Below are 13,761 nucleotides of genomic sequence, written 5' to 3' on the forward strand. Positions count from 1 at the left end.
GAGGGGCAGCGAGAGTTGCGAACTTGTTCGCTACTCGCAGCGGGGTGGGCCAGCCACGCCGCGCTTATGCCAACCCCGCTGCGATTAGCCGAATCAAGTCTCACGACCCCTCCCGTCTGCGGGAGGGGAGACACGCTTGCACCCTCCCCCTCCCCTCGCTATGCCCGCTTGACGTTCACGTTAAGGGAAAGGCAGCGCACCGATGCGTTTCGAAGGAACCAGCGCCTATATCGCGACCGACGACCTGAAGGTTGCGGTCAACGCCGCGACGCTGCTGCGCCGCCCCTTGCTCGTGAAGGGCGAACCCGGCACCGGCAAGACCGTACTGGCCGAGGAAATCGCCAAGGCGTTCGACGCGCCGCTGATCACCTGGAACATCAAATCGACCACCAAGGCTCAGCAGGGCCTCTATGAATATGACGCGGTCGCGCGGCTGCGCGACGGCCAGCTCGGCGAAGAGCGCGTCCACGACATCCGCAATTACATTCGCAAAGGCAAATTGTGGGAGGCCTTCACCTCGCCCACGCTGCCCGTGCTGCTGATCGACGAGATCGACAAGGCCGACATCGAATTCCCTAACGACCTGCTCCAGGAACTCGATCGCATGGCCTTCCATGTTTACGAGACCGACGAGACGGTGACCGCGCAGGAACGCCCGATCGTCGTCATCACCTCGAACAATGAAAAGGAACTGCCCGACGCGTTCCTGCGCCGCTGTTTCTTCCATTACATCAAGTTCCCCGACCGCGACACGATGGCATCGATCGTCGACGTCCACTTCCCCGGCATCCAGAAGACGCTGGTCAGCCGCGCGATGGACATCTTCTACGAGGTCCGCGACGTGCCCGGCCTGAAGAAGAAACCCTCGACCAGCGAACTGATCGATTGGCTCAAGCTGCTGCTCAACGAGGATATGCCCCTCGAAGTGCTGCAGAACCGCGACGTCGGCAAGGCGATCCCGCCGCTCCACGGTGCGCTGCTCAAGAATGAGCAGGATGTGATGCTGTTCGAAAAGCTGGCGTTCATGGCGCGGCGGCAGGGCGGCTAACGAGCGACACCATCCTACGTCCGTTTGTGTCGAGCGAAGTCGAGACACGCGAACGCAGCGCCAGCGTATCTAGACTTCGCTCGACACAAACGGATATGGGAGCGGAAGTCTGAGGGCCGCCTACAACTGGTACGCGACCTCGACGTCGCCCCAGCGGCGCCCGCCGATCACCACCGGCATATAGACGTTGCGCACCGTGACATAGTTGGTGCCGTCGCCTTCCTGGCGATACACCGCCATGAAGAAGGGCGCCTGGCTGTGCTTCGCCGCCTTGTCGGTGTCGTCGAACAGGATGCGGCCGTTGCGGCAGTGTGCGGTGTCGTGGACGACGTCGCCGGTCGGGGCGCGCGAACAGTCGGTGATGTGGGTCGGCAGAAATCCGTTCATGTCGCCCGCCGACGACATCAGCACATCGTCATGGCCGGCGACGACGCGGTCGAACAGCGGCCGCCAGTTGGCGTCGGCCCAGTCGCACAGCGTGGTGCGGAAGCGCTCGGGGTTCGACCCCGGAACGCGCACATAATCGGTGTCGAAAAGCTGTTCCATCGTCAGCGCACCGCCGGCGATCGCGCGTTCGGCGATGGCGACGAATTCGTCGCGGACGCCTGCTGCCAGTTCGACGACGGCCGAATCCTGCGGGCTGACCCCGGCCGAGATCACCGCGTTGAACATGCGGTTCGACACATGCTCCATCGACAGGATCGACGCGCGGGTGCCGTCCAACGTCGCGCCGTTGTCGCGCACCGAGGTGACGACACGGTCGAGCGCGTCGCGCACCTTGGCCCCATTGGCATGGACCATCGCGCTCGACTGCGCGATGCGGTCGCTCTGATCGTCGAGCAGCGCGACGAGGTGGGTGGCATCGTGGAGCGCGTCGGTGATCGTCTCGAACTGCGCCTCGGCGCGGCTCGACTGTTCGACCCCCGACTGGATTTCGGTGACCAGTCCGCCCGCCTCGGCGGCGAGGCTGCCGATGCTGCGGCGGATTTCGTCGGTCGCGCTGCGCGTGTTCTGCGCCAGCTTTTTCACTTCGGCGGCGACGACCGCGAAGGTGCGCCCGGCATCGCCGGCGCGCTCGGCCTCGATCGCGGCGTTGAGCGCCAGCATGTTGGTGGTCTTGGCAATCGATTCGATCGACTGGCTGACCTGCTGGACCTGCGCCATCACGGCGGCAAAATTGGTGACATGCTGGCCCAGCCGCGCGACGAGGTCGATGACCGAGCGGAATTCGGTGACCGCGGCGTTGACGCGCTCGGCGCCGCTGTCGAGCTGTTCGCACGCGCGCGCCGACAGCAATTTCGCCTCGTCGGTCGAATCGGCGATCTGCCGCTGGTCGGATTCGAGGCTGACGACGAATTCTTCGAGCCGGCCGAGTTCGGCAATCTGGCGATCCATCTGGTCGGTGGCGCGGCGGATCCGTCCCGCCGCGTCGCTGCACCCGACGGCGAGTTCGCCGCAGTCGCTCGCGACCGACTGGTCGAGCACCGGCGCCGCCGTATTTATGGACTCGAATTTCATCGCACCACCCACAACATGATCATCGGCGGGTGATGCCGGATATTGGTTAACGGGCGGTCAATAGGCGAGCGCGCAGCCGTCGGCGCGCATCTCGCTCGCCGCCGCATAAACGCGCGTGTCGCCGTCCATCCGCCGCTCGACGCATTGATAGCGGCCGAAACCGCCATCCGAATCGCCGATCGTCCAGCCGAGGTCGGCGAGCGCCGCGCGTGTTGCCGCCGGCACCCCGCGTTCCAGACGCAGCAGCCCGGTCGGACCGAGGTCGGGGGCGTCCTCGCCCATCGACTGCGACGATCCTTCGTGATGCCAGCGCGGTGCATCCCCCGCCGCCTGGATTTCCAGCCCATAGTCGAGGCTGTTGATCATGATCTGCGCCTGTCCCTGCGGCTGCATATCGCCGCCCATCACGCCAAAGCTCATCCACGGCGTGTCGCCGCGCGCCGCAAAGCCCGGGATGATCGTCTGGAACGGGCGCTTGCCCGGCGCATAGATGTTCGGGTGGCCGTCAGCGAGGCTGAACAGCTGGCCGCGATCCTGAAACATGAAGCCGAGCCCGTCGGCGACCAGCCCCGATCCCATGCCGCGGAAGTTCGACTGGATCATCGACACCATCATCCCGTCCTGGTCGGCGCAGCTGAAGTAGGTGGTGTCGCCGTGGCTCGGCGCCTGCCCTGGCCGCACCGCGGCCTGAATACGGTCGGGGCGGATCAGCTTGGCGCGGGCCGCGGCATAGTCCTTCGACACCAGCCATTCGACCGGCACGTTGGAGAAATCGGGATCGGCATAATAGCGCGCCCGATCCTCATAGGCGAGGCGCTTCGCCTCGGCCTGCAGATGGATCGACAGCGCCGACTGAAACCCCGCGCCCTTCAGGTCGAAATGCTCGAGGATATTGAGCATCTGGAGCGTCGCGATCCCCTGCGTATTGGCGCCGAGCGCATAGACGTCGGTGCCGCGATAGCTGGTGCGGTGCGGCTCGATCCATTCCGATTTGTGCGCGGCCAGGTCGGCGCGGGTCAGCCAGCCGCCGATGCGCCGGAAATAGGCGTCGATCGTCGCCGCAATCTCGCCGTCGTAGAACACGTCGCGCCCGCCCTCGGCGATCAGGCGAAAGGTGCGCGCCAGGTCGGGGTTGCGAAACACCTGCCCCGCCGCCGGTCCCTTGCCGTCGGCCATGCCCCAGGTCTTGAGCGCATTGTCCACCTCCTCGATCCCCCGCCCCGGCTGGCGGAAATTGGTGAGGCTGCGGCGGATATAATAAGCGATCATGTCGGGCACCGGCGCGCCCGCCTCGGCATGCGCAATGACGGGTTCGAACAATTCCTTCCACGGCAGCTTTCCATAGCGCTGATGCATCGTCCACCACGCATCGACCGTCCCCGGCACCGACACGCTGATCGCGCCATAGGCCGGCAGCGCGCCGTTCTTGGCGCGCGACCGCACCGTCGCCAGGTCCAGCCCGCGCGGGCTCTTGCCCGATCCCGCCAGCCCGACGAGCTTCTTCGCTTTCGGATCCCAGATCATCGCATAGGCATCGCCGCCGATGCCGTTCGCAGTCGGTTCGAGCAGCCCGAGGCAGGCGTTGATCGCGATCGCCGCATCGACCGCCGAACCGCCGCGCCGCAATATGTCGATCCCCGCCTGCGTCGCGAGCGGGTGCGCGGTGCCGACCGCGCCGCTCAGTCCATAGACCGCGGTGCGCGAGGCGAAACTCGCGCCGACGGGACGGTCGCCGCCCTGCACATCGGGCCGCACGAAACGGTCGGCGCCCGCCTCCCACACCGGCGGCAATGCCGCGCCGGACTTTGCAGCCGCCGGCGCGGCGGGCGCCGGCTTCGGCTGCCCCGACTGGGCAAAGCCGACCCCTGGCATCAACGCGACGGCCGGAGCGGCGGCAAGGAGGGTACGGCGGCGCATAAACATTCCCCTGAAAAAACAGCGCCCCGTTGTCGCGGCGCCCGACCACGATGGCAAGCCGCGATTGACCTCGTCCTTCCCGGCCGGGTCTACCAACGCGCTCGACGGGCGAATCGTCGAAGTCAGCAACCAAGCCGCCTCAACCCGCTCGCGATCGACTCAGCTTCGGTTCATCCCGGCTATGGCACGGTTGGTCAGCATTGGCGTGGCCATTGCGGGTGCGGGTGCGTTCAAGCCCTGTTCCTTTCATTCACTCATTTTTCCAAGGAGACCCACAGCTATGCGGAAATTCGCAAGCTTTGTCGCAACCCTCTCTCTCGGCACCGCCGCGATCGTCGCGGCGCCGGCGCTGGCGCAGGATGCCGCCGCTACCGCCACCGCCGACATCGCCGTCGGCGCGAAAGTTTTCGACTCGGCGGGCGCCGAACTCGGCACCGTGACCACTGCTGACGGCACCAACGTCGTCGTCGATCTGGGCGCGGGCAAGCAGGTCACGCTCCCGAAAACCGCCTTCGGCATGCTCGAACAGGGCCCGACGATCGGCGCCACCAAGGCCGATGTGATCGCGGCGGTCGACCAGGCATCGGCGGGCAATGAAGCCAAGCTGACCGCGGCGTTGCAGCCGGGCGCCGACGTGCGCGGCGTCAACGGCACCACCATCTTGGGCAAGGTCAAGCTTGCCGCCGCCGACGGCGTGGTGCTCACCACCCCCACCGGCGACGTCAAACTGCCCCGCACCGCATTCTTCGTCGGCGAGGCCGGTCTGGCGACCAGCTTCACCGCCGAACAGTTCGCCGCCGCGATGCAGCAGGTGAACACCGCCGAAGCCGCCGACGATGCCGCCGTGTCGGCCGCGCTGGTGGCCGGCACCGACGTGCGCAGCCTCAATGGCGCCGCCGTGCTCGGCAAGGTGAAGTCGGCCAGCGCGACCGCAGTGGTCGTGACCACCCCGACCGGTGACGATGTCAGCCTGCCTCGCAGCGCGTTCAACATGTCGCCCGCCGGTCTGGCGGCCGCCTATACCGCCGAACAGTTCGCCGCCGCCGTCGCGCAGGCGACGGGCGCTCCGGCACCGCAGGCCGCGGCCGGCGCCGAAACCACGGCAACGACCGAACAGCCCGCAAACTAAACTCGGGTTTGGTCGGAACAAGGGCGCGGAAGCACGGCTTCCGCGCCCTTATCCATGCCCGGCACCTTTCAATACGCGCTTTTCCAGCCACCCCGAATTATCGACTTGCAATGCGTGATTTATCGATTATCAATATGAGACGCATCGATAATCGAAGGGATTCGCAATGTTGCAGTGGAGCCGCCGGCTGCTGGTCGGGCTGAACATCATCAACTGGGTGCTGCTGATATTGTTCATGGTCGCGTTCGTCGCGGTGAGCGTGCGCCCCGACGTCTTCATCGGCGCCATCGACGATGCCAAGCCGGCGATCAATGGCGGCTATATGCTCGACCTGTTCCGGGTCGTGATGCTGCTCTGCATCCCGATTGCGATTGCGGCCCACGCGATCTTCACCCGGCTGGTCGCGATGATCGACGCGACCAAGGCGGGCGCTGCCTTTTCGACAGAAAACGCCCGGCGGCTGCGCACGATCGGCTGGTGGCTCCTTTTCACGCAGATCGTCGACGCCGGTTTTGGCCTGCTGTCGATGGAAATGTCGGCGGCCAGCGGCGAGGTGTTCGGGTGGCAACCGAGCCTCACCGCGTGGCTGGCCGTTCTGCTGCTCTTCATCCTCGCGCGCATCTTCGAACAGGGCGCCGCGATGCGCGACGAGCTCGAGCAGACGATCTGATGGCGATCCGCATCCTCCTCGACGAGATGCTGTGGCAGCGGCGGATGACGCTCACCGAACTCAGCGAACGCGTCGATATCACCGTCGCCAACCTGTCGATCCTCAAGACCGGCAAGGCCAAGGCGATCCGCTTTTCGACGCTCGAGGCGATCTGCCACGCGCTCGCATGTCAACCCGGCGAGCTTATCGCCTTCGACCCGGAAGGACCGGCCAATGAAGACTGATATCGCCACCATGTATCGCGGCGCTTGGGCATTCATCTTCGCCTGCCCCCTGCTGTTCCTGATCCCCGTCGCGGTCGAATTCGCCCAGCATATCGTCGAATGGCGTGCCGGCATGTACGACGGCGTCGCCGGCGCGAAAGCGGCCGAGGGCGACGCGCTGCGCCTGCAATTCGGGTTCGCCAAGACGCTGGCGCTGTTGCTGCCGGGTTACTGGTTCACCCGCTATATCCTCTTCGGCTTCGACGCCAAGCGCGCCAGCCGCATCGAATGGCCGGCGATCGGGCTGTGGCTGGTGCTGTTCGCGATCCAGGCGGTGCAGCAATGGTGGGGGCTGTTCGGGCCGCCGATGACCGGTCTGGCAGGACTTTCGGGCAAGCCCGCGCAATGGGCGGGTTATGCGCTGATGGCGGGTAGCACGATCCTTGCCATCTATCTCACCGCCTGGTTCACCGCGTGGCCCGCGGGCCATGCGGCGGTTGGCCCGCTGCGCTCGATCGCGATCATGGCGGGATATTTCTGGCGGAGTTTCGCGCTGCTGATCGTCGGCTTCCTGCCGCTGATGCTGGTGCATTACGGGCTGACGTTCGCCGCGATCTTCGCGCCGGCGGTGTTCGACTGGCCGCTGCTCGTCCTCGACGCCCTCGTCGTCGGGATGCTGGCGCTGACGATGGCGGGATCGGGCGCGGTGGCGGCGCGTCATGCGGCCGCGGCGCGGGGGATCGACCTTGGCGAACCGGCGCCGGCGACCGGCGCGCGCGCTGCTCCGGCCTGAGCCGAAGCAGCGGCCTCAGGCGGCAGTGCGCAGGCGGTTGCGGCCCTCGCGCTTGGCCCGGTACAGCGCCTCGTCGGCGCGGTGGAGGAGTTCTTCGACGGTCGCCTCGTCGCCATAGAGGGCCAGGCCGATGCTTACGGTGGCCTTGGGCACGCCCTCGCCGTCCTCCTGCGCCTCGATCGCGGCGCGCACCCGTTCCGCCACCGCGGTCGCCGACCGTGCGCTGGGGCCGAGAAAGATACAGACGAATTCTTCGCCGCCAAAGCGGCCGACCATATCGTCGTCGCGCAGCGACAGTTTCGCGCGCTGCGCGACGCGGCGGATCACCGCATCGCCGGCGGCGTGGCCATGTTGATCGTTGATCTGCTTGAAATGATCGATGTCGAAAATCGCCACCGCCAGTTCGGCGCCGTCATCGCGCGCGCGGCCGAGCGCGTCTTCGAGCACTGCCAGCGTATGGCGGCGATTGGGCAATCCGGTCAGCATGTCGGTGTTCGCGACGCGTTCGGCCGCGCTGCGCGCCGCTTCGAGCACGCGGGCGTTCTCGACCGTGTCGGTCACGTCTTGAATCGTACCGAAAATACCGACCGCGCGGCCATTGCGTCCCATTTCGATCGACCCGTGCGATTTCACATGCCGTATCTGGCCGTCCGCACGCCGGATTCGTCCCTGATATTCGAACGGTTGCCCGGTGCGCACCGCGTCCGCCAGGACGGCCCGGACCGCGGCGCCGTCCTCATCGACATATTGTTCGACGCTGTAATCGACGCCAACCGCGCTGCCCGGCTCGAGTCCGTGGACGCGATAGGTCTGGTCGGACCACTGGATGGTCCAGCGCAGCAGATCGACGCGCCAGTGACCGACCAGCGCCGCGGCTTCGGCCTGCAACAGCCAGCGGTTGCTCTGTTCGAGCCGCTTGCCCAGCCGCTGCCGGCTGACCAGCAGCGCCGCGAGCGGCAGCGCGGTGCACAGGAGAACCAGCAGGTAGAATTGCAGAAAAAGGACGACGATGTCGCTGCCCCCCTCGATCTCCGCGATCCGGCCCGACCCGTTGACCGTCAGCCACGATGCGATGAGCGCGACGATGAGAACGCCTGACGCGGCGCCGAGCGGGCCGAGACGAAACGACGCGATCATCACCGCGACAAAGGGCAAAAAGGTCAGCGGATAGCCGCTCTGCCAGAAACAGAACCAGGTCAGCGCCGCAGTACCCGCCAGCAACAGCCCGCCCTGCCACTTCATCGCCGGTGTTGTGGATGACAAGGCGCGCGTCGACAGCATCCGCGCGAGGATGACGATCGGCGGCGTCACGATCAGCATTCCGAGTGCCACGGTGGTCAGCCACGAGCGGAAGAAGATGATATCGCCGCCCGTGAGCAGCGCGGCCACCGCGCCGCTGGCGATGCTGGCAACGAGCGCAGCAAGACAAAATGTGATGATCGACCGCGGCACCATGAACGACAGGCCGCTGCGCTCGCGCCGATTGATCAGCCATAGCGCGGTCGCCGCCTCGACCATATTCGCGAGGGTGAAGGCCGCGGCAAGTCCCAGCGCACCGCTTGCCAGGGCGTTGGCCGCGAAGCTCGCGACGAATGCGCCGGCGAAAGCGCCGATACGCGCACGCTCGGGCATCAGGATCAGCAAGGCGAGGAAAAAGCCGCTCGGCGGCCAGATCGCGGCAATATTGTCCGCGCCTTTGGTCGCATAAAGCGACAGCGCGGCCAGCAGGAAATAGCCGAGCGCGGTGGTCAACAGCCAGAATGGCGTTTCGACTTTGGATGGGAGCGACCGCATCATGGAATAATGCTATCAGCAAGCTGGCAAATAAACCGATAACGTTTCACGCGTATCAAGCCCACCGGTCGCACAATTGTTTCGGTCCGCCATTTGGCGATAGGCTCCAGCGGTTAGGCGACGCCTCCGAACGTCAGCGCGACAACTTCATCGACCATCGCCGCATCCCATTCGATCCGCCGGTCGAGGATCAGCATCGCCAGCCCATGGACCAGCGACCAGGCGTGCAGCGCCGCGACGTCGGGATTGCCGACGCCGGGCATCGCTTCGCTGACCCCGGCGCGCAACAGATTATAGGCGACATCGCCGCCGTCATCGCCGTCCTTGCGGTCGCGCATGTGGCGCGTGAAGCTAAGCCGGAACAGCGCCGGTTCGTCGTGCGCGAACCGGACATAGGCGGTGCCGGTCGCCTTGAAACCCGCCGAACCGCCCCCCGCTTTCAGCCATGCCTGCGCCTGCAGCGCACCCAGGCGCCGCAACCCTTCGTCGGCGAGCGCGTCGAGCAGCGCCTCCTTGTCGGGGAAGTGGCGATAGAGGGCGGTCGCGCTGACCCCGACGTCGCGCGCCAGCGCCCGCAGTCCCAGTTCGGCCCCATCGCCCTCGGCAAGCCGCGCCAGCCCCGCCGCGATCACCGCCGCGCGCAGGTCGCCATGGTGATATCCGCCACTGGTTGCTTTTTTCGCAATGTCGGCGCCGGTCGTTTTGCCGTCACCCGTCATGTCGCGCTCGCGCTTTTGGAAATCTTCGCCATGTTGGCAACGTAAACATCGGCGGCTCGCTGCGCAAGCCTCGCGGGCGCATGCCGGCAATCCGATGCGCATTTATGTTGACACTGTTACCTTTGCCCGGCATTATGTTGTCATCGTAAACATTGGCGAGTCGCATTCGCCTCTCGAGGAGCAGCAGCATGGCCAGCAACGTCGAAACCCTGATCCGCGGCGCGGTCAAGAAAGGCATCGGCAAGGTCGCCGATTTCAATCGCAAGCGCCTCCCCCGCCCCACCGAAGCGCACCCGTTCCTGACCGGCATCCACCAGCCGATGACCGAGGAGTTGACGATCGAGGCGCTGCGCGTCACCGGCACGATCCCGGCCCAGCTGACCGGCCGCTACCTGCGCAACGGCCCCAACCCCGCAGTTGCTCCCGATCCGGCGAGCTATCACTGGTTCACCGGCGCCGGCATGGTTCACGGCATCCGCATCGCGGGCGGCCAGGCCGACTGGTACCGCAACCGCTGGGTGCGCGGCGCCGAGGCGTGCGCCGCGCTCGGCGAGGCCCTTCCGCCGGGGCCGCGCGAGGGAACGAACGACGCGCCGAACACCAATGTCGTCGGCATCGCCGGGCGCACCTTCGCGATCGTCGAGGCTGGCGGCAAGCCCGTCGAACTCGACGATCGGCTCGACACCATCGCGCATAATCCGTTCGACGGCACGCTGGCGGGCGCCTTCACCGCGCACCCCCACCTCGACCCGTCGACCGGCGAGATGCACGCGATCACCTATAAGGACGACCGCCCCGACTCGGTCTGGCACGTCGTCCTCGACCAGGACGCACAGGTCGTTCGCGAACTCGCGATCCCGGTCCGCGACGGGCCGTCGATCCACGACTGCGCGATCACCGAAAATTACGTGCTGGTGCTCGACCTGCCGGTCACCTTCTCGATGAAGCTGCTGCTTGCCGGCTTCCGTTTCCCCTATGCGTGGAACACGGCGCATCCGGCGCGCGTCGGGTTGCTTCCCCGCACCGGCGGCGCCGAGGATATCGTCTGGGTGCCGGTCGAGCCCTGCTATGTGTTCCATCCCGCCAACGCCTATGAAACCGGCGACGGCAAGGTGATCGTCGATGTCGTCGTCCACGACACGATGTTCGCGCGCTCGACGCGCGGCCCCGACAGCGAGCGCTCGCGGATGGAACGCTGGACGATCGATCCTGCCGCCGGCACCACGATCCGCGCCGTCGTCCACGACCATCCGCAGGAATTCCCGCGCTACGACGAGCGGCTGACGACGCAGCCCTATCGCTATGTTTACACCGTTGCGCTGCCCGATTGCGACACCGGCGAGATGGCGATCGCCGACACCCGCCTATTCCGCCACGACCTCGCCGCAGGCACCACCGACGCGCGCGATTTCGGCTCCGGACGCCACCCCGGCGAGTTCGTCTTCGTCCCGCGCAGCACCGCGGGCGCCGAGGACGACGGCTGGCTGGTCGGGCTGGTCATCGACCTGAACGACGAAACGACCGAGCTGGTGATCCTGAACGCCGACGATTTCGGCGGCCCGCCGCAGGCGGTCGTCCACCTGCCGCACCGGGTTCCGCCCGGCTTCCACGGCAATTGGGTGCCCGACACGGCGCTTGCCAACGGTTGACGCATCGCCTTGTTTTCCGGCATGGAAGGCGCAGCAAGGAGATTTTTTATGACCCGTTTCCCAAAGCTCGCCGCGGTCGCCGCCGGCCTGACCCTGTTCGCCGCGCCGGTGGCCGCCCAGGACAATGCCAAGACGATCAAGGGCGTGATGACGATTTTCGAAGGACAGAAGTTCGACCGCCAATCCTATCGGGTGATGAAGGACAATCCGTCGCTGCCGCACGACTTTCTGATCGGCAGCATCGCCGTTTATCCTGGCGACGTCTGGGAAGCCTGCGACAAGCCGAAATACAAGGGCAATTGCCTGACCCTGTCAGCCGACGAGACGGATATCGGCAAGGCGCTGATCAAATCGGTCCGCGTCGTCAAATCGGCCGAATAAACGTTCGTCCGCCGGCTGCGGCCGGCGGCGCGCGATCAGCATCTCGGTCACGCGCAGCGATCGTTCGTTGTCGACATCGATCGCCGTCGCCCCGTCGCGCACCAGCAAGGGCGCGACGGTGACCTTGAGGTGGCGCGAGATGCGGCCGAAGATGTGGTGGATCGGTCCCAGCCCGAAGCGGAAGCGCAGCAGGTTGACCAGCCCGAAAGCCTGCATCACCCGGATCGGCTTCTTGACGAACTGCCCGCCGCCACGAAACGCCTCCGCCGCACCGAGCGCGGCGCGGTCGCGCAGCCAATAGGCGTTGCAGTTCGACACCGCGACGTCGGAAAATTCATAGAATCGCCGCTGCCCTTCGGGATGCACCGCGAGCACATCCTCGCGCCGCGCCAGCGCGACCCCGGCATCGGCGCCCAGCCGCGCCGCTTCTTCGCCGATCTCGGCGATCGTCGCCGACGTCAGCAGGCAATTGTCGGCGGTCGTCACCAGCAGCGGGAATTGTGCGCGGTCGGCCACCTCGAGCACCGAATCGGCCAGATTGTCAGCCGCCGCGACGACGACCAGCCGGTGTCCCAATTCGCCGACGACCGGATCGTCGAGTTCGCCAAGCAGCCCCGCATGGTGCGTCGACACGAAAATGCGGCCCGCCCCGCTCGCCGCCGCGCTCGCCAGCACATGCGCGATCATCGCGCGCCCGGCGACGGGGACGAGGCACTTGTCGGACACGCCATGCGCCGCGGCCAGCGCATCGACCGCGCCGGGGCGGCGCCCGGCGAGGATCAGGATCGACCCGGTCATGCCGCGTTCCGCTGCGCCGCCGCGGCGCGCGGCTGGCGGATCATGCTTTCGGCGACGATCGTCTCGATCAGTTCGGCCTGGGTGAAACCGGCGGCGACGGCGGCGCGGCCGAACACTTTCTCGGACCACAGGTTGCAGTTGAGATTGACCTCGAGCAACCGCACCTCGCCCGCCGCGAAATCGACCCGGAATTCGAAACGGCCATAGTCGAACGGGCGGAATATCTCGGCCATCCGGGCGGTATAATCGACGATCTGCGCCGACAGCGCTTCGTCGTCGAACAGCTTGAGGCTGTATTTGGCGCTGCGATCGACCAGGTCGCGCTTTTCCTGATAGGTGCGCAGATGCGTCGGGTCGGCCTGCTCGAAAATCATCATCGGCAGCATCGCGGGCTCGCCGCCCAGCGTGATCACCGGCACCTCGACGTCGCTGCCGTCGAGGAAGGGTTCGACGATGGCATCATGGTCGAGCGCGTGGATCTCGGCGATCGCCTGCGCCAGTTCGGCGCGATCGTGCGCATCGCGAATGCCCCATGAGGCCGAGCTGTTGTTGGGCTTGACCACCCAGCGCCGCGCCGGGGGACAGCGCGCCGCGTCGACCGGCGCGCCGCGGCGGAACAGCGCCCACGGCGCCGTCGGCACGCCGCGCGCCGCGGCTTCGAGCTTGGTCAGATGCTTGTCGTCGGACAGCCCGCGGACGATCGGCGAGGCGCCGACATAGGGCAGGCCGTGGCGGTTGCAGAGCAGCGGCAGCAACATTTCGCTGTTATAGAAGCCGCCGCGGTTGAGCAGCGGAAAGACGAAATCGGCGTCGGGCCGGTCGAACAGCGCGGCGTAGCTGTCGGCGACGAGCAGCGGGATACCCATCGCCTCCAGAATTTCGCGCACTTCGCGGTGATAGAGCGCGTGATTGCCGTCGTCGGGATGCAGCCCGCCGGTCCAGCGGGCATGTTTGGCGAGGAACAACAGCCGCCGCGTGTCGCGCAAGTGCGAGGGCAGCGTGGTGGGTTCAAGGTCGGCCGTCTTCATGGCTTCGCCTATCGCGCCCAGATTGCAGTGCGATGACTTTTCGATGACGCCGCTGCAACCAAAGCGCAAAATCTCTGTCATCTGGGACCGCTATTCGGGGGCAACTTCGCTCTC

Annotated in this window: 13 protein-coding genes; 7 read left to right on the forward strand and 6 right to left on the reverse strand. The window is 66.4% G+C overall.

Annotated elements, in window-relative coordinates; translation table 11 throughout:
- Window positions 1–202 precede the first annotated feature (202 nt).
- Window positions 203–1,048, forward strand: coding sequence for an AAA family ATPase (locus HEQ22_RS10160; RefSeq protein ID WP_432767783.1), 846 nt, complete (start codon window positions 203–205; stop codon window positions 1,046–1,048).
- A gap of 120 nt (window positions 1,049–1,168) precedes the next feature.
- On the opposite strand, the gene HEQ22_RS10165 is transcribed toward HEQ22_RS10160, so the two are convergent.
- On the reverse strand, window positions 1,169–2,566 hold the full coding sequence (locus HEQ22_RS10165) for a methyl-accepting chemotaxis protein (RefSeq protein WP_432767784.1): 1,398 nt from the start codon (window positions 2,564–2,566) through the stop codon (window positions 1,169–1,171).
- Between the two features lie 57 nt (window positions 2,567–2,623).
- Entirely contained in the window at window positions 2,624–4,483 is a 1,860-nt protein-coding gene (locus HEQ22_RS10170; protein WP_432767785.1) for a gamma-glutamyltransferase family protein, read from the reverse strand.
- A gap of 280 nt (window positions 4,484–4,763) precedes the next feature.
- On the opposite strand from HEQ22_RS10170, the gene HEQ22_RS10175 reads away from it, so the two are divergent.
- The 4 genes from HEQ22_RS10175 (at window position 4,764) to HEQ22_RS10190 (ending at window position 7,278) form a co-directional block, all read left to right on the forward strand.
- Window positions 4,764–5,612, forward strand: a complete 849-nt coding sequence (locus HEQ22_RS10175) for a hypothetical protein (protein WP_432767786.1) — start codon at window positions 4,764–4,766, stop codon at window positions 5,610–5,612.
- A 166-nt stretch (window positions 5,613–5,778) separates the two neighbouring features.
- Complete coding sequence (locus HEQ22_RS10180) at window positions 5,779–6,282, forward strand: DUF2975 domain-containing protein (RefSeq protein ID WP_432767787.1); 504 nt, start codon at window positions 5,779–5,781, stop codon at window positions 6,280–6,282.
- Complete coding sequence (locus HEQ22_RS10185) at window positions 6,282–6,506, forward strand: helix-turn-helix domain-containing protein (RefSeq protein ID WP_432767788.1); 225 nt, start codon at window positions 6,282–6,284, stop codon at window positions 6,504–6,506. The genes HEQ22_RS10180 and HEQ22_RS10185 overlap by 1 nt, the downstream gene beginning before the upstream one ends.
- Window positions 6,496–7,278 (forward strand): hypothetical protein, encoded by a 783-nt coding sequence (locus HEQ22_RS10190; protein WP_432767789.1) that lies wholly within the window; start codon window positions 6,496–6,498, stop codon window positions 7,276–7,278. Before HEQ22_RS10185 ends, HEQ22_RS10190 begins: the two co-directional genes overlap by 11 nt.
- 15 nt (window positions 7,279–7,293) lie before the next feature.
- Here HEQ22_RS10190 and HEQ22_RS10195 read toward each other — a convergent pair whose 3' ends face one another.
- Together HEQ22_RS10195 and HEQ22_RS10200 are read right to left on the reverse strand one after the other, a co-directional pair.
- Complete coding sequence (locus HEQ22_RS10195) at window positions 7,294–9,075, reverse strand: diguanylate cyclase (RefSeq protein WP_432767790.1); 1,782 nt, start codon at window positions 9,073–9,075, stop codon at window positions 7,294–7,296.
- A 110-nt stretch (window positions 9,076–9,185) separates the two neighbouring features.
- Window positions 9,186–9,791 carry a TetR/AcrR family transcriptional regulator gene (locus HEQ22_RS10200; RefSeq protein ID WP_432767791.1) on the reverse strand — a complete coding sequence of 202 codons (606 nt, stop codon included), beginning with the start codon at window positions 9,789–9,791 and terminating at the stop codon, window positions 9,186–9,188.
- 188 nt (window positions 9,792–9,979) lie between these two features.
- Between HEQ22_RS10200 and HEQ22_RS10205 the strand changes: the two genes are divergently transcribed.
- Entirely contained in the window at window positions 9,980–11,440 is a 1,461-nt protein-coding gene (locus HEQ22_RS10205; RefSeq protein WP_432767792.1) for a carotenoid oxygenase family protein, read from the forward strand.
- A gap of 48 nt (window positions 11,441–11,488) precedes the next feature.
- Entirely contained in the window at window positions 11,489–11,821 is a 333-nt protein-coding gene (locus HEQ22_RS10210; RefSeq protein WP_432767793.1) for a beta/gamma crystallin-related protein, read from the forward strand.
- Here the strand turns inward: HEQ22_RS10210 and HEQ22_RS10215 are convergent.
- Both HEQ22_RS10215 and HEQ22_RS10220 read right to left on the reverse strand, forming a co-directional pair.
- Entirely contained in the window at window positions 11,753–12,619 is an 867-nt protein-coding gene (locus HEQ22_RS10215; protein WP_432767794.1) for an NTP transferase domain-containing protein, read from the reverse strand. The two genes, HEQ22_RS10210 and HEQ22_RS10215, sit on opposite strands and share 69 nt — an antisense overlap.
- The gene (locus HEQ22_RS10220; protein ID WP_432767795.1) at window positions 12,616–13,647 is read right to left on the reverse strand and encodes a D-alanine--D-alanine ligase family protein; all 1,032 of its coding nucleotides are present in this window, start codon (window positions 13,645–13,647) and stop codon (window positions 12,616–12,618) included. Before HEQ22_RS10220 ends, HEQ22_RS10215 begins: the two co-directional genes overlap by 4 nt.
- Window positions 13,648–13,761 lie beyond the last annotated feature (114 nt).

This window comes from Sphingopyxis sp., assembly GCF_050916055.1.
Taxonomy (GTDB): domain Bacteria; phylum Pseudomonadota; class Alphaproteobacteria; order Sphingomonadales; family Sphingomonadaceae; genus Sphingopyxis.